The organism is Phenylobacterium sp. LjRoot225 (genome assembly GCF_964252855.1).
In the GTDB taxonomy this organism is placed as follows: domain Bacteria; phylum Pseudomonadota; class Alphaproteobacteria; order Caulobacterales; family Caulobacteraceae; genus Phenylobacterium.
Genome location: NZ_CAXUPL020000003.1, coordinates 850,392 through 874,552, shown reverse-complemented (window position 1 = coordinate 874,552; position 24,161 = coordinate 850,392). Strand labels below are relative to the sequence as shown.

24 protein-coding genes are annotated in these 24,161 nt (G+C 69.0%); 17 read left to right on the top strand and 7 right to left on the bottom strand.

The window, feature by feature from the left end; genetic code table 11:
• Window positions 1-56 precede the first annotated feature (56 nt).
• From ACSQ2B_RS19360 to ACSQ2B_RS19325, 8 genes are all read left to right on the top strand, one after another.
• Window positions 57-809: an alpha/beta fold hydrolase gene (locus ACSQ2B_RS19360; RefSeq protein ID WP_436052334.1), complete on the top strand. Its 753-nt coding sequence runs from the start codon at window positions 57-59 to the stop codon at window positions 807-809.
• 195 nt (window positions 810-1,004) lie between these two features.
• Window positions 1,005-1,883 (top strand): 3-hydroxybutyryl-CoA dehydrogenase, encoded by an 879-nt coding sequence (locus ACSQ2B_RS19355; RefSeq protein WP_436052333.1) that lies wholly within the window; start codon window positions 1,005-1,007, stop codon window positions 1,881-1,883.
• A gap of 206 nt (window positions 1,884-2,089) precedes the next feature.
• Window positions 2,090-2,470 carry a YciI family protein gene (locus tag ACSQ2B_RS19350; protein ID WP_436052331.1) on the top strand — a complete coding sequence of 127 codons (381 nt, stop codon included), beginning with the start codon at window positions 2,090-2,092 and terminating at the stop codon, window positions 2,468-2,470.
• Complete coding sequence (locus tag ACSQ2B_RS19345) at window positions 2,467-3,744, top strand: RNA polymerase sigma factor (RefSeq protein WP_436052329.1); 1,278 nt, start codon at window positions 2,467-2,469, stop codon at window positions 3,742-3,744. Before ACSQ2B_RS19350 ends, ACSQ2B_RS19345 begins: the two co-directional genes overlap by 4 nt.
• 29 nt (window positions 3,745-3,773) lie before the next feature.
• On the top strand, window positions 3,774-4,196 hold the full coding sequence (locus ACSQ2B_RS19340) for a VOC family protein (protein WP_436052327.1): 423 nt from the start codon (window positions 3,774-3,776) through the stop codon (window positions 4,194-4,196).
• Between the two features lie 223 nt (window positions 4,197-4,419).
• Window positions 4,420-5,706, top strand: coding sequence for a flagella assembly cyclic-di-GMP phosphodiesterase TipF (gene tipF, locus ACSQ2B_RS19335; RefSeq protein WP_436052626.1), 1,287 nt, complete (start codon window positions 4,420-4,422; stop codon window positions 5,704-5,706).
• A gap of 145 nt (window positions 5,707-5,851) precedes the next feature.
• Window positions 5,852-6,502, top strand: a complete 651-nt coding sequence (locus tag ACSQ2B_RS19330; protein ID WP_436052325.1) for a VOC family protein — start codon at window positions 5,852-5,854, stop codon at window positions 6,500-6,502.
• Window positions 6,499-7,884: an FAD-containing oxidoreductase gene (locus ACSQ2B_RS19325; protein WP_436052324.1), complete on the top strand. Its 1,386-nt coding sequence runs from the start codon at window positions 6,499-6,501 to the stop codon at window positions 7,882-7,884. The genes ACSQ2B_RS19330 and ACSQ2B_RS19325 overlap by 4 nt, the downstream gene beginning before the upstream one ends.
• Before the next feature lie 15 nt (window positions 7,885-7,899).
• Here the strand turns inward: ACSQ2B_RS19325 and ACSQ2B_RS19320 are convergent, their stop codons facing one another.
• Window positions 7,900-8,988: an endonuclease/exonuclease/phosphatase family protein gene (locus ACSQ2B_RS19320; RefSeq protein WP_436052323.1), complete on the bottom strand. Its 1,089-nt coding sequence runs from the start codon at window positions 8,986-8,988 to the stop codon at window positions 7,900-7,902.
• Window positions 8,989-9,376: 388 nt separating this feature from the next.
• On the opposite strand from ACSQ2B_RS19320, the gene ACSQ2B_RS19315 reads away from it, so the two are divergent.
• The 7 genes from ACSQ2B_RS19315 to ACSQ2B_RS19285 all read left to right on the top strand — a co-directional run bounded on the left by ACSQ2B_RS19315 (window position 9,377) and on the right by ACSQ2B_RS19285 (window position 16,818).
• Window positions 9,377-10,240 (top strand): TIGR01459 family HAD-type hydrolase, encoded by an 864-nt coding sequence (locus ACSQ2B_RS19315; protein ID WP_436052624.1) that lies wholly within the window; start codon window positions 9,377-9,379, stop codon window positions 10,238-10,240.
• A gap of 71 nt (window positions 10,241-10,311) precedes the next feature.
• Window positions 10,312-10,734 (top strand): MaoC family dehydratase, encoded by a 423-nt coding sequence (locus ACSQ2B_RS19310; RefSeq protein WP_436052321.1) that lies wholly within the window; start codon window positions 10,312-10,314, stop codon window positions 10,732-10,734.
• The gene (locus ACSQ2B_RS19305) at window positions 10,731-11,672 is read left to right on the top strand and encodes a bifunctional riboflavin kinase/FAD synthetase (protein WP_436052320.1); all 942 of its coding nucleotides are present in this window, start codon (window positions 10,731-10,733) and stop codon (window positions 11,670-11,672) included. Before ACSQ2B_RS19310 ends, ACSQ2B_RS19305 begins: the two co-directional genes overlap by 4 nt.
• Before the next feature lie 126 nt (window positions 11,673-11,798).
• Complete coding sequence (locus ACSQ2B_RS19300) at window positions 11,799-12,524, top strand: MBL fold metallo-hydrolase (RefSeq protein ID WP_436052319.1); 726 nt, start codon at window positions 11,799-11,801, stop codon at window positions 12,522-12,524.
• A 193-nt stretch (window positions 12,525-12,717) separates the two neighbouring features.
• Window positions 12,718-15,657 (top strand): isoleucine--tRNA ligase, encoded by a 2,940-nt coding sequence (ileS, locus tag ACSQ2B_RS19295; RefSeq protein WP_436052317.1) that lies wholly within the window; start codon window positions 12,718-12,720, stop codon window positions 15,655-15,657.
• On the top strand, window positions 15,654-16,181 hold the full coding sequence (gene lspA / locus ACSQ2B_RS19290; protein ID WP_436052315.1) for a signal peptidase II: 528 nt from the start codon (window positions 15,654-15,656) through the stop codon (window positions 16,179-16,181). The genes ileS and lspA overlap by 4 nt, the downstream gene beginning before the upstream one ends.
• 82 nt (window positions 16,182-16,263) lie before the next feature.
• Window positions 16,264-16,818 (top strand): DUF3035 domain-containing protein, encoded by a 555-nt coding sequence (locus ACSQ2B_RS19285; protein ID WP_436052314.1) that lies wholly within the window; start codon window positions 16,264-16,266, stop codon window positions 16,816-16,818.
• Window positions 16,819-16,977: 159 nt separating this feature from the next.
• Here ACSQ2B_RS19285 and ACSQ2B_RS19280 read toward each other — a convergent pair whose 3' ends face one another.
• The gene (locus ACSQ2B_RS19280; RefSeq protein ID WP_436052312.1) at window positions 16,978-17,955 is read right to left on the bottom strand and encodes a TraB/GumN family protein; all 978 of its coding nucleotides are present in this window, start codon (window positions 17,953-17,955) and stop codon (window positions 16,978-16,980) included.
• Between the two features lie 75 nt (window positions 17,956-18,030).
• On the opposite strand from ACSQ2B_RS19280, the gene mutL reads away from it, so the two are divergent.
• The gene (gene mutL, locus ACSQ2B_RS19275) at window positions 18,031-19,896 is read left to right on the top strand and encodes a DNA mismatch repair endonuclease MutL (RefSeq protein ID WP_436052310.1); all 1,866 of its coding nucleotides are present in this window, start codon (window positions 18,031-18,033) and stop codon (window positions 19,894-19,896) included.
• A gap of 5 nt (window positions 19,897-19,901) precedes the next feature.
• On the opposite strand, the gene ACSQ2B_RS19270 is transcribed toward mutL, so the two are convergent.
• The 3 genes from ACSQ2B_RS19270 to ACSQ2B_RS19260 form a co-directional block, all read right to left on the bottom strand.
• Window positions 19,902-20,090 (bottom strand): hypothetical protein, encoded by a 189-nt coding sequence (locus ACSQ2B_RS19270; protein WP_436052308.1) that lies wholly within the window; start codon window positions 20,088-20,090, stop codon window positions 19,902-19,904.
• A gap of 110 nt (window positions 20,091-20,200) precedes the next feature.
• Window positions 20,201-21,790 (bottom strand): ATP-binding protein, encoded by a 1,590-nt coding sequence (locus ACSQ2B_RS19265; protein ID WP_436052307.1) that lies wholly within the window; start codon window positions 21,788-21,790, stop codon window positions 20,201-20,203.
• 82 nt (window positions 21,791-21,872) lie between these two features.
• On the bottom strand, window positions 21,873-22,028 hold the full coding sequence (locus tag ACSQ2B_RS19260; protein ID WP_436052305.1) for a hypothetical protein: 156 nt from the start codon (window positions 22,026-22,028) through the stop codon (window positions 21,873-21,875).
• Between the two features lie 255 nt (window positions 22,029-22,283).
• Here ACSQ2B_RS19260 and ACSQ2B_RS19255 point away from each other — a divergent pair, with 255 nt between their 5' ends.
• Window positions 22,284-22,547, top strand: a complete 264-nt coding sequence (locus tag ACSQ2B_RS19255) for a hypothetical protein (RefSeq protein ID WP_436052303.1) — start codon at window positions 22,284-22,286, stop codon at window positions 22,545-22,547.
• On the opposite strand, the gene ACSQ2B_RS19250 is transcribed toward ACSQ2B_RS19255, so the two are convergent.
• Both ACSQ2B_RS19250 and rsmD read right to left on the bottom strand, forming a co-directional pair.
• Window positions 22,544-23,485: an IS481 family transposase gene (locus tag ACSQ2B_RS19250; protein WP_436049975.1), complete on the bottom strand. Its 942-nt coding sequence runs from the start codon at window positions 23,483-23,485 to the stop codon at window positions 22,544-22,546. The genes ACSQ2B_RS19255 and ACSQ2B_RS19250 overlap by 4 nt on opposite strands.
• 87 nt (window positions 23,486-23,572) lie before the next feature.
• The gene (rsmD, locus tag ACSQ2B_RS19245; protein ID WP_436052301.1) at window positions 23,573-24,142 is read right to left on the bottom strand and encodes a 16S rRNA (guanine(966)-N(2))-methyltransferase RsmD; all 570 of its coding nucleotides are present in this window, start codon (window positions 24,140-24,142) and stop codon (window positions 23,573-23,575) included.
• Between the last annotated feature and the right edge of the window lie 19 nt (window positions 24,143-24,161).

Genomic DNA, 24,161 nt, shown 5'->3' with positions numbered 1-24,161 from the left:
GTTATGCGCGCCGGGTTTGATCGGCTTCCATGCTGCTCAAACATTGGGGAGCAAGCATGAGCCAGCCTGTCGACTACGCCTTCCTGCACGGCGGCGGCCAGGGCGGCTGGGTGTGGGACGAGACGATCGCGGCGCTGGACGCCCAGACCGGCGGCGGCTTTGGCCGGGCGCTGGCCCTCGACGCCCCAGGCTGCGGCCGCAAGCGCGGCCGCGCCACCGACGGGATCGACAATGAGGCGATCGCCGCCGAGCTGATCGCCGACATCGAGGCCGCCGGCCTTGGCGACGTCGTCCTGGTCGGCCACTCGCAGGCCGGCATGGTGCTGCCGTTCATGGTCGAGCAGCGCCCCAGCCTCTTCCGCCGCATCGTCTACGTGACCTGTTCGGCGCCCCCAGCGGGCCGGACCACGCTGAGCATGATGGGCGCGAGCCTCCACGGCGAAAATCCCGACGAAGTGGGCTGGCCCGTCGATCCGAAGACCCACAGCGTCGCCGAGCGCTATCCGCTGATGTTCTGCAACGACATGGACCCGGCCCAGACCGAGGCCTTCCTGGGCAAGCTCGGCCACGACATGTGGCCTGCCCTGACCTACAGCGCCTCGAACTGGCGCTACGACCACCTGGACGCGGTCCCGGCCAGCTATGTCGTCTGCCTGCGCGACGGCAGCCTTCCGGTCCCCTGGCAGGAGACCTTCGCCACGCGCCTCAAGGCCGAACGCCGGGTCCGCATCGACGCCGGGCACCAGGTGATGAACACGCGGCCGCACGCGCTGGCGGAGGTTTTGCGCCTGGAGGCGCTCGCCGGCTGAGCCAGAGCGGCGCGTGCGCTGCAACATGCACTTCCAAATTGTTGCCCCCCGGTAGACACAAGCAGGGCGAGAATCCGCGGCCACGCTCTACGCTGCGGCGCAGCAAAAGACTTTTCCACCGATGTGGATCGGGTGTTAGAAAGTCAGCTGCGAGGTAAGCGGTCGGTCGTCCGCTTCTGTGATTAGGACCTGGGCATGGTTGGCATCAAGACGGTCGGCATTATCGGCGCCGGTCAAATGGGAGCGGGCATCGCTCACGTCTGTGCTCTGGCCGGCTATGACGTGCTGCTGCACGACGTCAGCCACGACCGGATCGAGGCCGGCCTGCAGAACATCGAACGCAACATGACCCGTCAGGTCGCCCGCGGCATCATCCGCCAGGACGAGATGGACGCCGGCCTGAAGCACCTGAAGGCCGCCGAAGAGCTCCAGGCGATCGGCAAGTCCGACCTCGCGATCGAGGCCGCGACCGAGGACGAGAGCGTCAAGAAGACCATCTTCAAGGCCCTGACCCCGCACCTCGGCCCCAAGACGCTGCTGGCGTCCAACACCTCATCGATCTCGATCACCCGGTTGGCCTCGACCACCGACCGGCCCGAGAAATTCATTGGCCTGCATTTCATGAACCCGGTGCCTGTCATGAAGCTCGTGGAGATTATCCGCGGCATCGCCACGGACGCGGCCACATATGAGATCGCCGTCAACTTCGCCAAATCGCTGGGCAAGACCACGGCCAACGCCGAGGACTTCCCCGCCTTCATCGTCAACCGCATCCTGGTGCCGATGATCAACGAGGCCATCTACACCCTCTACGAGGGCGTCGGCACGGTCGAGGCGATCGACAACGCCATGCGGCTGGGCGCCAACCATCCGATGGGGCCTCTTGAACTGGGAGACTTCATTGGGCTGGATACCGTGCTGGCGATCATGAACGTGCTCTACGAAGGCCTGGCGGATTCCAAGTACCGTCCCTGCCCGCTGCTGGTGAAGTACGTCGAGGCCGGCTGGCTCGGCCGCAAGGCCGGCCGCGGCTTCTACGACTACCGCGGCGAGACCCCGATCCCGACGCGGTGACCCGTCATCCCGGACAAGGCGCGCAGCGCCGCAGATCCGGGACCCAGGACCGCCGCCCTGCAGAACCCCCTGGGTCCCGGCTCTCCGCTTCGCTCCGGCCGGGATGACGAAAAAGGGGGATCATCTGTAGATCTCCAACTATTTTTGCCCGCCATGTCGGGCCGTCGCATACTCGGGCGTCCTTCGAACGCACACGAGGTCTGCGCATGCTCTACGCCCTGCTCTGCTACAACGACGAAGACATGGTCTATTCCTGGACACAGGAAGAGGACGCCGCCGTCATGGCGAAAATCCGCGTCGTCCAGGAGAGGCTGATCCGCGAAGGCAAGCTCGGGCCCTCGCTGCGGCTGCTGCCCACCACCTCGGCCACCTCGGTGCGCAAGACCAATGGCGAGCCTTTGGTGATCGACGGGCCCTACGCCGAGACCAAGGAGCAGCTGCTCGGCTTCTATATCCTCGATGTCGAGAACCTCGAGGAAGCGCTCGCCGTGACCCGCGAGCTCGGCGAGGCCAATCCCACCAGCACCTATGAGATCCGCCCCGTCGGCCTGTATTTCGGCGACGAGCGCGGGACGGCGTCCGCATGACCGACCTGGCCTGGATCAACGCCGCGCTGATCGGCGCGCGGCCCCAGGCCGTCGGCGCCCTGCTGCGCTATTTCCGCGACCTCGACCAGGCGGAGGAGGCCTTCCAGGAGGCCTCGCTGCGCGCCCTGAAGAGCTGGCCGCGCAACGGCCCGCCGCGCGACGCGGCCGCCTGGTTGATCCTGGTCGGCCGCAACGCCGCCCTCGACGGCGTGCGCAAGCGGTCCCGGGAGGCCGCCCTGCCGGACGAGGCGGCCCTCTCGGACCTGGACGACGTCGAGACGCCGCTCGCCGAGCGGCTGGACGGCTCGCACTACCGCGACGACGTCTTGCGCCTGCTGTTCGTCTGCGGCCACCCGGAGCTGCCGGCGACCCAGCAGATCGCGCTCGCCCTGCGCATCGTCTCGGGCCTTTCGGTGAAGCAGATCGCCCGCGCCTTCCTGGTGAGCGAAGCGGCCATGGAGCAGAGGATCACCCGCGCCAAGGCCCGCATCGCCAAGGCCGAGGTGCCGTTCGAGGCGCCGGGGCCCGTCGAGCGCTCCGAGCGGCTCGGCGCGGTGGCGGCCATGCTCTACCTGGCGTTCAACGAGGGCTATTCCGCCGGCGACGGCGAGGCCCGCGCCCAGTTCTGCGACGAGGCGATCCGGCTGGCGCGCCTGCTGCTGCGGCTTTTCGCGACCGAGCCGGAGATCATGGGGCTGACGGCGCTGATGCTGCTGCAGCATGCGCGCAGCCCGGCCCGCTTCGACGCCGACGGCCAGATCGTGTTGCTGGAGGACCAGGACCGCAGCCGCTGGGACGGTAAGCTGATCGCCGAGGGCCTCGCCCTGATCGACAAGGCCATCCGCCACCACGCGCCGGGCGCCTATCAGGTCCAGGCCGCCATCGCCGCCCTGCACGCCCGGGCGGATCGGTTCGAGGACACCGACTGGCGCGGGATCGAGCGGCTCTACGCGACGCTGGAGATCATCCAACCGTCGCCGGTGATCACCCTCAACCGCGCCGCGGCCCTCGCCAAGGTCGCGGGACCGACCGCGGCGCTGGAGCTGATCGAGCCCCTGGCCGAGCGGCTCGACGGCTACTTCCACTTCCACGGCGCGCGCGGCGCGCTGCTGCTGCAGCTCGGTCGCGAACGCGAGGCTAGGACCTGCTTCGACCAGGCGATCGCGCTCGCCAACACCGCCGCCGAGGCCAACCACATCCGCCAGCACCTTGACCGGCTGGCGCAGGAATCGTCGCGCGCCGTGTCGGATCCGCCGGACGCCGCGCGTCCTTGAGAGGTCAACAGCCTGAAGGAGGCCCTGAGATGTCGAGCGTTCTGGAAGCCGAAACCCCCGTCACCGCGCCGACCAAGAGCGGCGTGGTCGCCTATCTCAACGTCGACGGCGCCCTGGCCGCCGCCGAATTCTACAAGAAGGCCTTCGGGGCCGAGCTCGCCGCCCAGCAGCCGGCGGACGACCAGGGCCGCACCATGCACGTCCACCTCTATGTGAACGGCTCGTCGGTGATGCTGAGCGACTTCTACCCCGAGCACGGCCAGCCCAAGGTCGCTCCGCAAGGGTTCAGCCTGGTGCTGATCGCCCGCGACATCCACGCCGAGTTCCAGCGCGCCGTCGACGCCGGCTGCGAGGTGGTGACGCCCGTCCAGCAGATGTTCTGGGGCGACCTCTTCGGCGCCCTGCGCGACCCCTATGGCGTCAGCTGGGCGATGAACCAGGCTGCGAAGTAACCGTCTGCCCACAATGTCATCCCGGAAAGCCGCGCGAGCGGCTTGTCCGGGATCCATGAACACGGCGCGCATCGAGAATTCTCGACGAATTCGGTGTTCATGGTTCCCGGTCTTTCGCTGGCGCGAAAACCGGGATGACAGCCGAAGGGGGTGCGACGGTTAATCCGTTCGACACCGTGTGAGTCCCTAGCCGATACTTCGTCTCGATTCGGATGGTGGGATGATGCGACGGCTCACCCTTGCGCTGCTCTGCGGCGCCTATCTTTGCCTCTCGCTGATCGTCGCGCTCACCCTGTGGCGCAACGGCGGCGGCTGGGGTGCGGGCGTTGCGGCCCTGGTCGGAGGCCTTGGCCTCTGCTTCGCCTTTCACGGGCTGATCGAACGCGCCCTCGACCACGGCTCCATCCGCTCCGATCTCGACTCGCTGCGCGAAGCCCACATCCTGCTGCTCGACCAGGTCGAACGGCTCGACACCCGCGTCACCGACATGGCCGGCGCCGTGGCCGATGACATGAGCCGCGGCGAGGCGCTCACCGACGAGGTGGAGATGCTGGAGCAGCTGGTCCAGAAGCTGCAAAGTCGTGCGCCCACCGCGGCCGAGATCTCCCCCGCCTATGCCGGCAGGATGGGCCACAACTCCGCCCATCGCCAGTCCGCCCCCATGATGACCGCCACCCTGCTGGACACGGTCCGCGAGGCCTTGGCCGAGAACCGGGTCGACCTCTACCTGCAGCCGGTGGTCGCCCTGCCGCAGCGCAAGACCGTCTTCTACGAAAGCTTCACCCGCCTGCGCGACGAGAGCGGCCGGGTGATGATGCCGACGGAGTACCTCAGCGTCGCCGAGCCCGGCGGCCTGGTCACCGCCATCGACAACCTGCTGCTGTTCCGCTGCGTGCAGATCGTGCGCCGGCTGGCCAAGCAGGACCGGCGCATCGGCATCTTCTGCAACATCTCCATGTCCAGCCTGGGGGACGACGAGTTCTTCCCGCAGTTCCTGGAGCTGCTCGCCGCCAACCGCGATCTCGCCAACGCCCTGATCTTCGAGGTCGGCCAGGCCGCCTTCGACGCCCGCGGCCCGGTCGAGAACCGCAACATGGGCCGGCTCGCCGACCTCGGGTTCCGCTTCTCGATCGACAAGATCACCGACCTCGACTTCGACCTGCAGGACTTCGCCCGCGCCGACGTCAGCTTCGTCAAGGTCGGCGCCCAGATGCTGCTGGAAGAGCTGGTGGAGCTGGACGGCCGGCTGGTGCTGCGGGCCATGCCCGACCTGGCGGCGGAGGATTTCGCCTCGCTCACCCGCCGCTACGGCATGCAGCTGATCGCCGAGAAGGTCGAGAACGAGCGGCAGGTGGTCGATATCCTCGAGCTCAACATCCCGCTCGGCCAGGGCAACCTGTTCGGCGAGCCGCGCGCCATCCGCGACTCCGTCCTCGCCGAGACCGGTTCCCCCTCCGGCCCTACCCTGGGCCGACCGGCCCCGCTGCGACGGATGGGCGGCCGGTACTAGCTCCTGCGCAGAGCTGAGAAGCTCACGACCCAGAGTTCATCGAGCAGCGTTCTCTTGACGCCGCGGGACATTCGGCAGCTTGTAGGTCGCTTTCGACGCACCTGGTCGAGGCCAACCAACCTCGCCCACACCCCAGGAGGCCGGGATGAGCGCGACGAAGGCCAACAACGACATGAAGCTCGAGATCGTCGTCATCCCCGTATCGGATGTCGACCGCGCGAAGGCGTTCTACGCGCAACTCGGGTGGAGGCTCGACGCCGACTTCGACGACGGAAAAGCCTTCCGCGTGCTCCAGTTCACGCCGCCCGGCTCCGGGTGCTCGGTCATCTTCGGCAAGGACGTCACCGCGGCGGCGCCCGGCTCCGCCCAGGGCCTGTACCTCGTCGTCTCCGACATCGACGCCGCACGCAAAGAGCTGCTCGACCGTGGCGTCGCGGTCAGTGAGGTGTTCCACAGCGCCGGCGTGTACGCCGGTCCCGACGAGCCCTATCTGTTCGGGCGCGATCGCGCGAGCGGTCCGGATCCCGAGCACGGCAGCTACCGCTCCTTCGCTTCGTTCCGCGATCCGGACGGCAACGGCTGGCTGTTCCAGGAGGTCACGACGCGCCTGGCGGGTCGCATCGATTCCACAGCGACGACCTTCGCGTCGTCGAACGATCTGGCGAGCGCGTTCCGCCGCGCGGAGCACGCGCACGGCGCGTACGAGGCGGGCCTCGGTCACAGGGACGAGGACTGGCCCGACTGGTACGCCGCCTACATGGTGGCGGAGCAGTCGGGTACGGAACTGCCGAAGTGACCAGCTACGACGCGATCGTCGTCGGCGTCGGCCAGGGCGGCCCTTACGTGGCCTCCCGTCTCGCGGGCGCCGGCATGAAGGTCGCGGTCATAGAGCGGAACCTCATCGGCGGAACCTGCATCAACACCGGCTGCATTCCGACGAAGACGATGGTGGCGAGCGCCTACGCGGCGCGCATGGCCGCCCGCGCCGCCGAGTACGGCGTCGACGTCGGCCCGTTCCGCGTCGACATGAAGCGTGTGAAGGCGCGGAAGGACGCGGTCTCCGGGCAATCGCGCACCGGTCTCGAAGACTGGCTGCAGAACATGGAGAACTGCACCGTCTACCGGGGCCACGCCCGGTTCGAATCCGCACACGAGGTGCGCGTCGGCGAAGAACGCCTGCAGGCCGACAAGATCTTCCTGAACGTCGGCGGTCGGGCGTTCGTGCCGGACATGCCGGGCATTCGCGAGATCGACGTCCTCACCAACAGCTCGATGATGTCGGTGGATTTCCTGCCGAAGCGCCTGATCGTCGTCGGCGGCAGTTACATCGGTCTCGAATTCGCGCAGATGTTTCGGCGCTTCGGCGCCGAGGTCACGATCCTCGAAATGGGGCCGCGGCTCATCGCCCGCGAGGACGAAGACGTGTCGACCGCGATCCGGGAGATCGTCGAGAGCGAGGGCGTCGAGGTGCGCCTGGACGCCAGATGCATCGGCTTCGCCAAGCGTGGCGACGAGATCATAGCCGACGTCGACTGCGCCTCCGGTGCGCCTCAAGTGCACGGCTCGCACGTGCTGCTCGCCGTCGGCCGGCGACCCAACACCGACGATCTCGGACTCGACGAAGCGGGCGTCGCTGTCGACGCACGAGGTTACGTCGTGGTCGACGACCAGCTCCGCACGAACGTCCCGGGCATCTGGGCGCTCGGCGACTGCAACGGCAAGGGCGCCTTCACGCACACGGCGTACAACGACGGCGAGATCGTCATCGCGAACCTGCTCGAGAACGATCCGCGCCGTGTGAGCGATCGGATCACGGCATACGCACTGTACGTCGATCCGCCGCTCGGTCGGGCCGGAATGACGGAGGAAGAGATCCGCAAGAGCGGGCGGAAGACGCTCATTGGCAAGCGGCCGATGACGCGCGTCGGACGCGCGGTCGAAAAGGGCGAGACTCAAGGATTCATGAAGATCGCCGTCGACGCCGAGACCGGCGCCATCCTCGGAGCCGCGATCCTCGGCGTCGGCGGCGACGAGGTGATCCACTCGATTCTCGACGTGATGTACGCGAAGGCGCCCTGGACGGTGATCCGTGGCGCCATGCACATTCATCCGACGGTCTCGGAGCTCATCCCGACCATGCTGTCCGAGCTCCGACCGATGGACACGACGGCCGCATGAAGAGCGAACGCAGGCTCAGCGCCGCCAGGACACCTTGACGCCCCAGGTCCCAAGCGTCGGCTTCACCTCGACGGCGGGCGGCGCAGGCTCCGGCGCCAGGTCCGTCGGCGACCAGTTCAACTGGTAGCGCACGAGATAGCCGGCGTGGTCCGAAAGCGCTTGCCGGCCCTGCGTGGCGTCGAAGACGGTCGCGACCCTGACCGGCCTGACGCCCACAGGCTTTCCGTGACGGAAGGCCTGCAGATCCTGCGAGCGCAGCCAGGGCTTCTGCGCCGCGGCCGGCGCCTGGCCCTCGCAGCGCGCGTCAAGGGCGTCGCAAAACTCGCTGACCACCATATAGGGGCGCGCCTGCGCCTCATAGTCATAGCGGGTCGGCGCCCCTTTCACATTGAAATCTCCCCCGACCAGCAGGGGGATATCCGGTGCGTGCTCGCGCTGAACGAAGGCGGCGAGTTGCTCGGTCTGGCGGTTATGGGCGCGCAGAGCCCGCCCGGGCGGCGTACGGGACGCCTTCTTGGCGTTCATATGGGTGTTGACGACGTCGACCTCGCCAGCCCCGTTCGGCAAGACCAGCCGGGCCAGCATGACGCCCTTGTTCGCCAGGCAATCCAGGCCGGCGCAGGCCCGGTAGGGCTCGCTCTGCACCGCGACGATCGGCAGATCGCTCAGGATGTGCAGTCCGCTTCCGGTGAACTTCCCCCATCCCTCCCCGGCCAGAGGATAGCGCACCGACGGGTAGGAGCGTCCCCCGGGCGGCGGCTTGGGCGCCCGGTCGGGCCGGCTCGGCCCCTGCGCCCAGAACCGGTAGCCGCTCAGCTTGACGAGATCGGCGATCTCATCGCGAAAGCCCTCCTGGATGAGGACGACATCGGGTTGCAGGCCGACGTCCCGCTGCGCCGCGAGTTCGCGGCCGATCGCCCGCAGAGCGGCGCCGCGCCCGCCCGTCAAAGGCCAGGGCAGTCCATGGACATTGTAGGTGAGGACGCTGATGTGCACCGTCTGCTCCGCAGACGGCGAGACCTGCGGAGCGTCAAGCGTCTCTGCCGACACGGCCGGGCCAGGATTGACGTTCGGAATCGCCGCCGATACGAGGGCGGCCGCCATTACAAAATCAGCTAAGTATATCATTCTCCGCTCCAAGACATAGGAGCCGGATCACCAGGCGGCCGTCTCGTACCCCGCCCCGGATACGGCCCACATTGTTTCAATGAAGCCGGATTCTCTTAGTCTGTTCGCCGGCGCCGCTGGAGTTACAGAGATTCCATGACTGTCCGATGATGTCATAAAATCTTCTTCAAAAGACGCTGACCGATCGTCGCAGAATTTCTGCCTTTACCCTGAATTCTACAGGCGCGGTCCAGTAGGCGAAGCGCCTTAAACTGCGTCATTCCAAGACCTCTCATCGCCTGATGAGGTCGTCACGAGCCACCTCCGTGCCGGGTCCGTGCCCGGACGCATTGACCCGGCGACCGTCGAGAGCTACCGCCCGCGCATGACCCTCCCCGCCCTGCCTTCGGGCCTGTCCGAGATCGCCGACCGCTACGACGTCCTGCTCTGCGACGTCTGGGGCGTGGTCCACAATGGCCGCGAGAGCTTCCCCGACGCCTGCGAGGCGCTGGTCCGCTTCAAGGCCGAGCGCGGACCGGTGATCCTGCTGACCAACGCCCCGCGTCCGAACGCCCCCATCGTCGAGCAGCTCGACAGCCTGGGCGTCCCGCGCGAGGCCTGGTCGCGCGTGGTGACCTCCGGCGACGCCACCCGCGAGCTGCTGAACGAACGCGCGCCGGGACCGGCCTACAAGCTGGGCCCCGAGCGCGACTGGCCGCTCTACGAGGGCCTCCCGCTACAAGAGGCGGGGCTCGACGAGGCCGCCTTCATCGCCTGCACCGGACCGTTCGACGACGTCAAAGACGAGCCGGAGGACTATCGCGAGGCCTTCCTCGGCGCGGTCGCCCGCGGCCTGGAGTTCATCTGCGCCAATCCCGACATCGTGGTGATGCGCGGCGACACCCTGATCTATTGCGCCGGCGCGCTCGCCCAGCTGTACGAGAGCCTGGGCGGCAAGGTGCTGATGGCGGGCAAGCCCTATCCGGCGATCTACGACCTGGCTTTGGCCGAGGCGGCCAGCCGGCTGCCGGCGACGCTCGACAGGACGCGGGTGCTCTGCGTCGGCGACGGCCTGCCCACCGACATCCGCGGGGCCAACGCCCAGAACCTGGACGCCCTCTTCATCGCCCGCGGCATCCACGCCGCCGAGGCGGTGGGCGCGGGGGGCCTTAAGCCCGACGTCGTCGCCGACCTGCTGCGCCAGGAAGGCCTGCACGCCCGCTTCGCCATGACCGACCTCGTCTGGTAGCCCCCTCTCATCTGGTAAGGGGGGCTGCTGTCCCTTAAGGGAGACGGAACGCTGGCGAGGAGCGCTTCAGAGTGCAGGGCCTTTATTTCGAGGATCTGAGCGAGGGTCAGAGCGCGGAGCACACCCGCGTGGCCAGCGCCGCCGTGATCGAGGCCTTCGCCGAGCTGTCCGGCGACGTCAATCCGCTCCACCTCGATGAGGCCTACGCCAAGACCACCCCCTTCGGCGGGCGAATCGCCCACGGCATGCTGGCGGCCGCCTATATCTCGGCGGTGGTCGGCACCCAGCTGCCGGGCCCGGGCGTCGTCTATCTGAAGCAGAGCCTGACCTTCCGCCGGCCGGTGCGCCTGGGCGACTCGGTGACGGCGCGCGTGACGATCAAGACGCTGAACGCCTCCCGCGCCCACGCCACCCTGGCCACCGTGTGCGAGGTCAACGGCAAGGTGGTGGTGGACGGCGAGGCGCTGATCATGGTCCCGAGGCGCCCCGCATGAGACGGTTGCGCGTCGTCCGGGGCTGGAAGGACCTGCCCGCCTCTGACCGGGGGGCTGCGATCGCGGTCGGCAGCTTCGACGGCGTGCACCGCGGCCACCAGCGGGTGATCGATCTCGCCGCCGAGGCGGCCAAGGCGCTCGGCGCCCCGCTGGCGGTGATCACCTTCGATCCGCACCCGCGGGCCTATTTCCATCCCGACCAGCCGGCCTTCGCCCTGCAGAAGCGCGACCAGCAGGCGCGCGCCCTCGAAACCCTGGGCGTCGAGGTGCTCTACGTCCTGCCGCTCGAACCCGAGCTCGCCGAGATGAGCGACCGCGAGTTCGCTTCGCGGGTGCTGGCCCAGGGCCTGGGCGCCCGGCACATCGCCGTCGGCTTCGACAACACCTTCGGCAAGGACCGCAGCGGCTCGCCCGACGCCATGCAGGCCTACGGCCAGGAGCTGGGCTTCGGCGTCTCGGTCGCCCCGGCGGTGACGGGCGGCGAAGGCGACAAGTTCTCCTCGACGCGGATCCGCGAGGCGCTGCGCGAGGGCCGGCCGCAGGAAGCCGCCGAAATCCTCGGCCGCCCCTTCGCCATCGAGGGCGCGGTCCAGCGCGGCCGCCAGCTCGGCCGCAAGCTCGGCTTTCCCACCGCCAACGTCTCCATCGCCGGCTATGTGGTCCCGCGTTTCGGCGTCTATGCGACGCGCACCCGCCTGCCCGACGGCCGTCAGCTTCCGGGCGTCGCCAACATCGGGGTCAACCCGACCATCGAGGGCCACACCGACCCGGTGCTGGAGGTCTGGCTGTTCGACTTCGACGAGGACCTCTACGACCAGGTCATCGAGACCGAACTGATCGCCTTCCTGCGCCCGGAAGAGAAGTTCCCCGACCTGCCGACCATGGTCACCCAGGTCCTGGCCGACGCCCAGGCCGCCCGAACGCTGCTGGGCGCCTGAGCCTCGGCGGGGTTTCCGGGCCCGCCGCAAAAACGTGATGCCCCCCGGCTTGTCAGCTCAAGCGTCCGCGCCTTGAACAATGACCTGCTCAAGCCCACTCTTGCTTGGCGACGGGAGGATCTGGCGATGCAGACGCAGATCAGCGAGATCGCCGCGGGCGTCTATCGATTGTCGACCTGGGTCGCCCAGGTCGCCCCGCCCGCCGGCTTCACCTTCAACCAGTTCCTCATCGACGGCGACGAGCCGATGCTCTTCCACTGCGGGCAGCGCCAGCTGTTTCCGCTGCTGTCCGAGGCGGTGAGCCGGATCATGCCGCCGGAGCGGCTGCGCTGGATCAGTTTCGGCCATGTGGAGGCCGACGAGTGCGGGGCCATGAACCTCTGGCTGGCCGCCGCCCCCCAGGCCCAGGTGGTGCAAGGCGGCCTGGGCTGCGAAGTCTCGATCAACGATCTCGCCGACCGACCGCCGCGGCCGCTGGCCGAGGGCGAAGTGATGGACCTGGGCGGCCGCCGGATGCGCTGGATCTCCACCCCGCACGTGCCGCACGGCTGGGAGGCCGGCCTCTTCTTCGACGAAACCACCGGGACCCTGTTCTCCGGCGACCTCCTGACCCATGTCGGCGACGGCCCGCCGTTGACCGACGCCGACATTCTGGGTCCCGCGCTCGACGCCGAGCGGATGTTCCGGGCGATGACGCTGGCGCCTGGCACCGCGGCTATCCTGCGCGGCCTGGCGGAGCTGAAGCCAACGACGCTGGCGGTGATGCACGGCTCTTCCCTGCGCGGCGACTGCGCGGCCGCGCTCGAGGGCCTGGCCTCCTTCTGCGAGCGCGAGGCGATGGAGCCGGCATAGGGGGCGTTCGGCCGCCGCTTCCGCCACGCCGGCGCTTGGGTTCGCGGTCCACCTCTGTTAGAGCCTGCCCATGAATTCGGGTCGGAAAGAGCTGCGAATTACCCGCCCGGCGTGACGTCGTCGGACGAGATCGTCCCAGCGCGCGCCGGGTCTAGCCCCGCACCCCACCTTCCGAGCCAAGCTGGAACATCCCATGGCCGACGACGCCGACACGCCCAATTCCGAGACCCGCGACTATCGCGAAACCGTCTTCCTGCCGGACACGCCGTTCCCGATGCGCGCCGGCCTGCCCAAGCTCGAGCCGCAGATCCTCGACCGCTGGCGGGAGATCGATCTCTACAACGCCATCCGCACCGAGCGTCAGAAGGCCGGCGCGCCGCTGTTCGTGCTGCACGACGGCCCGCCCTACGCCAATGGCGGCATCCACATCGGCCACGCGCTGAACAAGATCCTCAAGGACTTCGTCGTCCGCTCGCGCTTCGCGCTGGGCTTCGACGTCGACTACGTGCCCGGCTGGGATTGCCACGGCCTGCCGATCGAGTGGAAGATCGAGGAGCAGTACCGCGCCAAGGGCCGGCGCAAGGACGACGTCCCGGTCGCCGAGTTCCGCCAGCAGTGCCGCGACTACGCCGGCCACTGGATCGGCGAGCAGATGCGCGAGTTCCAGCGCCTGGGCGTGACCGGCGACTGGGCCAACCGTTACGCCACCATGGACTTCGCCTCTGAGGCGGCCATCGTCGCCGAGTTCCACAAGTTCCTGACCTCGAACCAGCTCTATCGCGGCTCCAAGCCGGTGATGTGGAGCCCGGTGGAGCGCACGGCGCTCGCCGACGCCGAGGTCGAATACCACGACCACGTCAGCCCCACCGTCTGGGTGAAGTTCCCGGTGGTCGAAGGCTCCGACGCCGCCCAGGACGCCGCGGTGGTGATCTGGACCACCACGCCCTGGACCATCCCGGCCAACCGCGCCGTCAGCTACAACCCGGACATCGCCTACGCCGTCTATGAGGTCGAGGCGATGGAGACGGACCTGGCCTTCGAGCCCTGGGCCAAGCCGGGCGACAAGCTGGTCGTCGCCGAGAAGCTGGCGGACGAGGTGATGAAGGCGGCCAAGGTCGCCGGCTTCCGCAAGGTCGAGAGCGTCGACTGCGAGGGCATGGAGCTGGCCCATCCGCTGGCCAACCTCGACCGCTACTACAGCTTCGGCGTGCCGATGCTGGCGGGCGACCACGTCACCGACGACGCCGGCACCGGCTTCGTGCACACCGCCCCCGGCCACGGCGTCGACGACTACATGGTCTGGCTGGCGCACGGCCATCGCGAGATCCCCGACACCGTCGATCCGGACGGCGCCTACTATCCGCACGTCGGCCTGTTCGCCGGGCTGAAGGTGCTGGAGACCGAGGGCAAGAAGGCCGGCAAGTTCGGCCCGGCCAATCCCGCGGTGATGGACAAGCTGATCGAGGCCGGCAACCTGCTGGCGCGCGGGCGGCTGGAGCACTCCTATCCGCACTCCTGGCGCTCCAAGGCGCCGGTGATCTTCCGCAACACCCCGCAGTGGTTCATCCGCATGGACCATGCCATTGCGGGCGCTGTGCATGAGGGCCGCACTTTGCGCGAGACGGCGCTGACGGCGATCGACGAGACCGCCTTCTATCCGGCCGCCGGCAAGAACCGCATCCGCACCATGGTCGAGGGCCGCCCAGACTGGCTGATCAGCCGCCAGCGCGCCTGGGGCTCGCCGATGGCCATGTTCGTCGAGAAGGACAACGGCCAGCCGCTGCACGACGCCGAGGTCAACGCCCGTATCGTCGAGATCGTCGGCCGCGAAGGGGCCGACGCCTGGTTCACCCGGCCCGCCGAGGACTTCCTGGGCAACGCGGTCGACGCCAGCCGCTACGAGAAGGTCGAGGACATCCTCGACGTCTGGTTCGATTCCGGCTCGACCCACGCCTTCGTGCTGGAGAACCGGCCGGATGTGCGCCAGCCGACCCGCTCGCCCGCCGACCTCTATCTCGAAGGCTCCGACCAGCACCGCGGCTGGTTCCAGTCCTCTCTGCTGGAAAGCTCCGGGACGCGCGGCCGCGCCCCCTTCAAGGGCGTGCTGACCCACGGCTTCACCCTCGACGAGAAGGGGGAGAAGATGTCGAAGTCGCTGGGCAACACCGTCGATCCCCAGTCCGTCATCAAGGACAGCGGCGCGGAAATCCTGCGGCTCTGGGCCGGCATGGTCGACTACGGCGACGACACGCGCATCGGCAAGGCCATCCTGCAGACCACCACCGACGCCTACCGCAAGATCCGCAACACCGTCCGCTACATGCTGGGCGCGCTGGCGGGCTTCAGCGAGGCCGAGCGGCTGCCGGTCGAGGAGATGCCGCCTCTCGAGCGCTACGTGCTGCACCGTTTGTGGGCGCTCGACCGCGAGGTCCGCGCCGCCTACGAGCGCTACGCCTTCCAGGAGGTGACCCGCGCCCTGGTCGACTTCTGCCAGACCGACCTCTCGGCCCTGTTCTTCGACATCCGCCGCGACAGCCTGTATTGCGACGCGCCCGCCTCGACCTCGCGCCGCGCCGCCCGCACGGTGATGGACCTGGCCTTCGAACGGCTGACCATCTGGCTGGCGCCGCTGCTGCCCTTCACCACCGAAGAAGCCTGGACCAGCCGCTTCCCCGACGCCGGCTCCAACTGCCTGCGGGTGATGCCGGAAACCCCCGAAGGCTGGCGCAACGACGCCGAGGCCGCGCGCTGGGCCAAGGTCGCCCAGGTGACCTCGGTGGTCACCGGCGCCCTTGAGGTCGAGCGCCGCGAGAAGCGGATCGGCGCCGCCCTGGAGGCCGCCCCGCGGGTCCACGTGGCGTCCGCCGAGCTGCGTCAGGCCTTCGAAGGCCTCGACGCCGCCGAGGTGTTCCGCACCAGCGGCGCGCAGTTGGTCGCCGGCGACGGCCCGGCCGAAGCCTTCCGCCTGGCGGAGGTCGCGGGCGTGGCGGTCGAACCCGTCCGCTCAAACGGTTGTAAATGCGCGCGCTGCTGGCGCGTGCTGCCGGAGGTCGCTCCGCCCCGGACGCTCTGCCTGCGCTGCGAAGAGGCGGTGGAGACCTGGGACGCGGCTCACGGGACCGTCGCGGCATGAAGGCCGTGACCAAGCTGGGCCTCACCAAGCTGGGATTGGGCGCCTATTTTTTGGCGGCCCTGGTGGTGGCGCTCGACCAGGCGTCGAAGTTCTGGATCGTCCAGGTCTTCGATCTGCCGATGAAGAGCACGACGCCGGTGGCCGGCCCCTTCCACCTGACCATGGTCTGGAACCGCGGCGTGAGCTTCGGCCTGCTGCGCGCGGACGTCGACACGACCCGCTGGGCGCTGGCGGCCTTCTCGATCATCGTCTCGATCTTCCTGGCCGTCTGGGTGCGCAACGCGAGCCGCAAGCTCTCGGCCGTCGCGCTCGGCCTGGTGATGGGCGGGGCGATCGGCAACGTCATCGACCGCATCCGCTTCGGCGCGGTCGCCGACTTCATCGATGTCTCCAGGCTCTGGTTCCCGTGGATCTTCAACGTGGCCGACGCGGCGATCAGCGTCGGCATCGCGCTGCTGCTGCTCGACATGCTGCTGCAGGACAAGGAGACGACGTCGGCGCCCGCGCAAAAGGATGCGATCTAATGCGCGTGGCGCGGCGGCCAGGATTGCGGTAACTAATCCGCCGAATTTGGCCGGGGGCGGCCCTTTGGAGCTGTTAAGGTTCATGAGCGTCAACCGAGTGTTCGTCACGCCGGCTCTGGTGACTGCGGCCCTGATCGCCACGGCGGGTCTCGCCGGGTGCCAGTCGGCCGGCAAGGCGCTGGGCATGAGCAAGGTCACGCCCGACGAGTTCCGGGTGGTCACCAAGGCTCCCCTGGTCGTGCCGCCGGACTTCGCCCTGCGCCCGCCGGCGCCCGGCCAGCCCCGCCCGCAGGAACTGCAGCCGGACAGCGCCGCGCGCACCGCGCTGCTGGGCGCCCGCGAGTCCCAGACCCGCTCCGACGGCGAGAAGATCCTGGTCGCCAAGGCCGGCGCCGAGAAGGCCGACCCGCTGATCCGCTACGTCGTCGACGACGAGTTCGGCGACATCGCCCACAAGGACAAGACCTTCGCCGACCGCGTGATGTTCTGGCGCGCCGGCAAGCCCGCCGCTGAACAGTCCACCCCGGCCCCGGTCGACGCGGCCGCCGAGCAGCAGCGCATCACCGGCCTGGTCGGCGACAAGCCGATCATCATCCAGCGCGACGAGAACAAGCGCTTCAAGCTGCCGGGGCTGTAGGCCCCCTAGCGCTCCAAAACCTCCGTCATGGCCCGGCTTGTCCGGGCCACCCAGCCCAAGGCGCCCGTCGCGGCTGTTGCGGAACGACGTTGGGATGGATCACCCGGACAAGCCGGGTGATGACGGATCGTTTTGACGGCCGCGAGTTTTCGGCTGCCCCTAAACCTCCCCCGGCGTCTTCACCTCGTAGCCCTTGGCGCGGAGCTGATCGAGCACGCCGCCCTGGGCCAGCAGCGGCCGCAGGTGCACCACCGCGATCGCATGGCCGGGCGCCTTCAGCGCCTTTTCGATGGCGGCGACCTGGTCGGCCTTGGTGCGGGCGTCGAAGGTCTGGGCGCCGGGAACCATGTTGATGCAGCGTTCGTAGGTCCGCTCGTTGTCCAGCGCGCCGGGCGTGTCGCCCTCGGCCCAGGCCTTGGCCGCGGCGACGGTGACGCCGGGTCCCGCCTCCACCTGCTCCAGCACCGCGTCGAGACAGGCGCGGGCGGCGGGCTTCGGGGTGCGAAGGATCGCCCCCATCAGCGGGCCGATGTCGTAGCTCTTCTGCACCACCGGGACCTTGGCCATCTGCGCATAGGCCCTCACCACCTTGGCGGTGTCGGCGTTGGTCAGGTTGGAATGGTCGCGGTAATCGCCCGCCAGCAGCAGGCCGGCGGCCAGGGCGTTGTTGGTCTTGTAGCGGCCGGCGGGCTGGCCGATCTTTTCCCGCGCCGCGGCGAAGCGGGCGCGCCCCGCCGGGTCGAGCCCCTCCTCGAACGGCTTGCCGGTGCGCAGGCGCATCAGGTTCCACGCCGCGCCCACCGAGCCGGCCAGCTGCACCTTCACCTCCTGGAACGGCAGGATCACCTGGCTGGCGCCGTTCAGCCGGCGCTGGAGCGTGATGAGGTCCCAGGGCGTGCGCTTGGGCGCCAGGGAGGGCGCGCCCAGCACATAGACGGTGCTGGTCCCGTTGGAGACCGTCCACCAGGCCGGACCCCGGTCGCGGGCCACGACCACCAGCTCCTCGACCAGGGTGGCGTCGGGATCGATAACCGGGAGCTGGGGAGCGGCTTGCGTCGGCGGCGCCGGTTGCAGCACGACGCCCTGCGCCAGGCTCGCCGCCGGCGACGTCGCCACGACGCCCAACGTCAGAGCCAAGAATCCGAGACCTCTTCTCACGGCCATCACCCTATCGGAATCGTCCTATATTGGCGGGTCTGCGAGAGTGTTCCCATGCCGATCCGTCGTCTGCCGCCCGAGACCGTCAACCGCATCGCCGCCGGCGAGGTGGTGGAACGGCCAGCCAGCGCCGTCAAGGAGCTGGTGGAAAACGCGCTGGACGCCGGCGCGGCCAAGGTCGAGGTCCAGGCCGACGGCGGGGGCCTGACCCGCATCCTCGTCGCCGACGACGGTTCGGGGCTCTCGGCCGACGAGCTGCCGCTGGCGATCGAGCGCCACGCCACCTCCAAGCTCAGCCCCGACGCAGAGGGCGACTACGACCTGTTGCGCATCATCACCCTGGGCTTCCGCGGCGAGGCCCTGCCCTCGATCGGCTCGGTGGCCCGGCTGTCGATCGCCAGCCGCGCGCGCGGCGCGAGCGAAGCCTACGCCATCCAGGTGGAAGGCGGCGCGGTCGCCGCCGTGGCGCCGGCGGCCTTCCCGGGCCCGCACGGCGCGCGGGTCGAGGTGCGCGACCTCTTCTACGCCACGCCCGCCCGCCTGAAGTTCATGAAGTCGGAGCGCGCCGAAGCCTTGGCGATCACCGAGGAGATCAAGCGCCAGGCCATGGCCCACGAGGCGGTGAGCTTCGCCCTCGATCTCGACGGCCGCCGCAGCCTGCGCCTTCCCGCCGAGGCCAAGGGGCCGGACGGGCGGCTTGCAAGGCTGTCGGCGATCATGGGGCGGGACTTCTCCGACAATGCGCTGGAGATCGAGCAGGAACGCGAGGGCGTGCGGCTCTCGGGATTCGCCGGCCTGCCGACCTTCAACCGCGGCAACGCCGCCCACCAATACCTGTTCGTCAACGGCCGGCCGGTGCGCGACCGGCTTCTTCAAGGCGCCTTGCGCGCGGCCTATGCGGACTTCCTGGCGAGGGACCGGCACCCGCTGGCCGCCCTCTACATCGAGCTCGACACCGCCTACGTCGACGTCAACGTCCACCCCGCCAAAGCCGAAGTGCGGTTCCGCGATCCCGGTTTGGTGCGCGGCCTGATCGTCGGCGGCCTGCGCCATGCGCTGGCCAGCGCCGGCCACCGCGCCTCGACCACAGTGGCCTCCGCCGCGCTCGGCGGCTTCCGGCCGCAGGGACAGCCGGGCCAGGGCTATACGCCGCCGCCCGCCGGGGGCGGCTTCTCCAGCTGGGCCGCCGGCGGCTGGACGCCCAGCGGCGGCGGCGGCGGCCTGGCTGCGGCGCTGCAGACCCTGCCCGGCCTGACCGAGGTCTCCGCCCGCGCCGAACCCGCCTACGAGCCCCAAGGCGTGGCGGAGCCTGGCATGGCGCCGGTGATCGACCCCGTGGACTTCCCGCTCGGCGCGGCGCGGGCCCAGGTGCATGAGACCTATATCGTCGCCCAGACCCGCGACGGGGTGGTCATCGTCGACCAGCACGCCGCCCACGAACGCCTGGTCTACGAGCGGATGAAGACCGAGATGGCCGGCGGCGCCGTGGCCCGCCAGGCGCTGCTGCTGCCCGAGGTGGTCGAGCTCGACCCGGCTGAGGCCGAACGGGTCTCGGCGCGCGCCGAGGAGCTGGCGCTGCTCGGCCTGTTGCTCGAACCCTTCGGCCCCGGCGCCGTCCTGGTCCGCGAAACCCCCGCCCTGCTGGGCGCGACCGACGTCCAGGGCCTGGTGCGCGACATCGCCGACGACCTCGCCGAGAACGGCCAGGCGCTGGCGCTGATGGAGCGCCTGGAGGAGGTCTGCGGGACCATGGCCTGCCACGGTTCGGTCCGGTCTGGAAGGCGCCTCACGGCTCCAGAAATGAACGCCCTGCTCCGGCAGATGGAGGCCACGCCTCATTCCGGCCAGTGCAACCACGGCCGGCCGACCTATGTCGAACTCAAGCTCGCCGACATCGAGCGGCTGTTCGGACGCCGCTAGACCCGTCAGCGTGAGCTTAGGAAGGCGGCTCCGAGGGCCGCCCCGGCGCAGATGGCGGCGAAGATGCAGGTGAGCACGACCGCGATTGTGGCGAAGACCAGCCGGTCCAGGGTCACGCGCAGCGCAGACCTCGGCGGGCCCGAACTCAGGACCTCGAAATCGGCGTCAATCGGCTCGTCGATTGGATATCTCATGATCACCTCCGCACATCTGCGAAGGCTGATCCTGCGAGCCGGCCGAGACGCCAGCACGGCCGGCTTGTATCAGGAATGCTTCAAGGAAGGCTGAGGGGGCCGTTCGGCGCTCAGGCCGCGCACTCCACCGGCTCAGCCGGATCCATCTGCAGCACCGCGCTCATCGCCGCCAGCAGCCGCTCGGGCTTCAGCGGCTTCTCGACGACGCCGTTCATGCCGCTGGCCCGGTAGAAGGCCGCGTCGGCGGGGTCGGCGTTGGCGGTCAGGGCGATGATCGGCGCCTGGCTCCACGCGCCGCCGCCGGAGCGGATCCGGCGGGTCGCCTCGACCCCGTCCATGCCGGGCATCTTGATGTCCATCAGCACCAGGTCGAAGCGCCCGGTCGCCGCCGCGGCGACGGCGTCCGCCCCGTCGCCCACCATTTCGCTGGTGCAGCCGAACATTTCGCAGAGCGTCGCCGCCACCAACCGGTTGGTCGCATTGTCGTCGACGATCAGCACGTGCAGCGCCCCGCCGGCGGCCTCGACCGGCGAGCCGGGGGCCTCGGCCGCCGCGGGGGCGGGAACATGGTAGAGCGGCGCCTCGAAGACGAAACAGGCCCCGCCGCCGGGAGCCTCCAGAACCCGGATCGTCCCGTTCATCCGCTCGACGATCTGCCGGCAGACCGCCAGGCCCAGCCCCGCCCCGCCGAGCCGCACGCCGGCCTCGGCCTGGTGGAAGGGCGAGAAGATCGCCTCGCGCAACTCGGCCGGAACGCCCGGGCCGGTGTCGGACACCTCACCCGTCAGCCGCGCGCAATCGCCCTCCACCACCGCCCGCAAGCGCACCTCGACGGCGCCTATCGCGGTGAATTTCAGGGCGTTGCCGACAAGATTGTTCAGCACCTGGCGCAGCCGGTCGCGGTCGGCCAGCAGCCAGAGGTCCTTCGGCCCCTCATAGGCCGCATGGAAGCGGACGCCCTTCAGCTCCGCGTGGGCCGACCAGAGACCGATCACGTCGTCCAGCAGGGTCGCCGCCGCCAGCGGCTCCTCCTGCAGCTCGAGCCCCGAGGCCTGGGCGCGCGAAAGGTCGAGCGCGTCGTTCAACAGCCGCAGAAGCGTGCGGCCGGAATCGAGGATGGTGTCGATGAAGGGGGCGAGGTCCGCCTGATGCGACTTGCGCCGGACGATTTCGGCGACCCCCAGCACGCCGTTCAGCGGCGTGCGGATCTCGTGGCTCATCACCGCCAGGAACCGCTCCTTGGCCGCCAGCGCGCCTTGCGCCTCTTCGGCCATCCGGCTCATCTCGCCGGCGTAGGTGGCGGTCGCGGTCGCCGTGGCCTGCAGCAGGGCGAGCGCCGTGCCGACGCCGGCGTAGCGCCCGCCGCAGGTGACGATGAAGCCCTGCAACAGCTCCGAGGGCCGCTCCTCCAGCACCCGGCCGCAGAACTCCGCAACCGTCATCTCCCCGTCGGCGATCACCGGGTCGGTCTGCATCCAGAAGGAGACCGGACGGCCCGACCACAGGGCGTAGCCGTACTGCGCCGCCATCCGCACCAGGAAGTTATTGCGGTCGATCAGGCCGATCGGCCGATTGGCGGCGTCCACCACGGCGATCACCAGGGTGTCCGGCTCATCCTGAAACCGCTTGTAGATCTCGCGCCCGGCGACATCGGCGGCGACCGGCTCGGCATAGGGCGCGATATCGAAAAGAAGCGTCATTCCGCACTCCAACAGGCGCGCAGAGATGCTGTTTCCAACCCTAACTTTGCGTTTATACACGCCTTAAGGTTGTGTGAATATTTTACGAAGTCTTTGTGACATCGCTAATGGCGTGGGGCCTGCGCAGCTTGCTGCAGACGCCGCCCAGGCGCTGGTAGGTCGACAGGACGACCTCGACCACCCACCAGGCCACGGCGGAGCGAAGCCAGCTCAGGCCGATCCGCAGATTCTCGAACATGGCGCGATCACCGCCTTTCGCTGAAGATATCGGGACCTCGAGGACGGGGCGCCAGTCACGACGGACAGGTCAGCGCTCAACGCACGAAAGATTGAGCCAAGATGATGGCCCTGCCCGCAAGGCGATATCGCCCGATCGGCGTTGAATCTGCGCCATCCGGACAGGACGTCATGGATGCCGGTAGACCAAGGCGTCGCCATGGACACTGAATTTCAAATAGCGTCGTGCCACTGCAACCATGCAGGCCAGGCCTATATGACCATCAAACATCTGCGCACCGGCGCCGTGCTCGTCCTGCAGCACCTGCCCTTCGAGCACGCCCAGGACCAGACGCTCCAGCAGGAGCAGCAGCGGATCGCGACGGAGGCCTTGCATCTCACCCAGGAAGCCGCGGAATTCCTCGCCGCGGAGATCGAAAGCTGCGCCGGCTGGCCCACCACAGCGGAACACACCTGCGGCGCCGCGCCCCACGAGAACGAGCCGCCGAACGCCTTCGGCTTTCCGATGACTCCGGCCTAGGTGTCGTTACCAAGAAGGTTGTTCACCCTCTGCCAGGGGGTGAAGCCTTTGATGCCGGAGTGGGGTCGGGTGAGGTTGTAGCTGTCGGTCCAGGGTCCGACGGCCTTTGATCGCTCCGCCGACGAGCCGTAAGGCTTGGCGTAGGCCCACTCGCGCAGACTGGTCTGGATGAAGCGTTCGGCCTTGCCGTTGGTCCTAGGCGTGTAGGGGCGGGTTCGGACGTGACGCGCGCCGGCGGTCTGCAAGGCTTTGGCGAAGAGCTTGGAGCGATATGCCGAGCCGTTGTCGGTCATCACCCGTTCGACGGTGACGCCGTGGCGGGCGAGCCAGGCCAGGGCGCGCTCGAGGAAGGCCGTGGTGTCCTCCTTGCGCTCGCTAGGCAGGATCTCGGTGTAGGCCAGGCGCGAGGCGTCATCGACGCAGACGTGCAGGAAGTCCCAGCCGGCTCCCCGGGATGCGCCTTTACGGCGGTCGCCGGTGATGCGGTGGCCTTCCACGTCGAAGCGGCCGAGCTTCTTGATGTCGAGATGGATCATCTCGCCGGGTCGCGAGCGCTCGTAACGGATCACCTCGGGCCGGGGCTCCAGCGCCGTCAGCTTGCCCAGCCCCAGCCGGCGAAGGATCACGCCCACCGTCGAGCGCGCCATGCCCAGGGCCTGGGCGATCGCCGGCCCGGTCATCCGCTGGCGGCGCAGCTGCTCGATCTGCATCACCCGCGGTTGCGACGTCCTGCGCGGACATCGTCGGGGCGCCGAGCTGCGATCGGTGAAGTCTTCGCTCGGCCCCCGACGACGCCGGCCCACCCATTTGCGGGCCGTCCGCACCGAGACCCCAGCCGCTTCCGCCGCAGCTGCCACCGACCAGCCTTCATCTACGATCCGAGACACCATCAGGGCTCGACCACGCGGCGTCAGCCGCGCATTCTTATGGACGTTCATCCGGGGAGTTCCGGTGGAAGTGGAGTGTTGCAACCCCAGCTTCGTTCAGACCCCTCCCCGGGTGAACAACCTTCGTAGCTTCGACAACTAGGCAGCCAGGTAGCGGAGGAACCAGACCCGCGCCGCGCCATAGTCGCGCACGTCCAGCTGCTCGTAGCCCTCGACGCTGAGCGGCGCCTCGTCGGCGCCGCGTTCGCAGACGACGATCGCCTCAGGCGCCAGCCAGCCGCCCTCGGCAAGCTTCGCCAGCGCCGTTTCGCCCAGCCCCTTGCCATAGGGCGGATCGAGGAAGGCCAGGTCGAAGGCCGGGCCGTCGGCGCCGGGCCGCTGGCCCAGCTGGGTGGCGTCGCGCCGGTGCACCCGGGTGCGGCCGAACAGGGCCATGGCGTCGACGTTCTCGCGGATCGCGCCGCGGGCGGCCTCATCGGTCTCGACGAACAGGCAGAAGGTCGCGCCGCGCGACAGGGCCTCGAAGCCCAGGGCGCCGGAGCCGGCGAAAAGGTCGATCACGCGCACGTCGCGCACCCCCTTCGACCAGGCGGCGTGCTCCAGGATGTTGAAGATGGCCTGGCGGGCGCGGTCCGACGTCGGCCGCGTGATCTGCCCTCCGGGCGCCGCCAACGCCTTGCCGCGAAATTCGCCGGATACGATGCGCACGTCCTGAAATCCCCTGCCC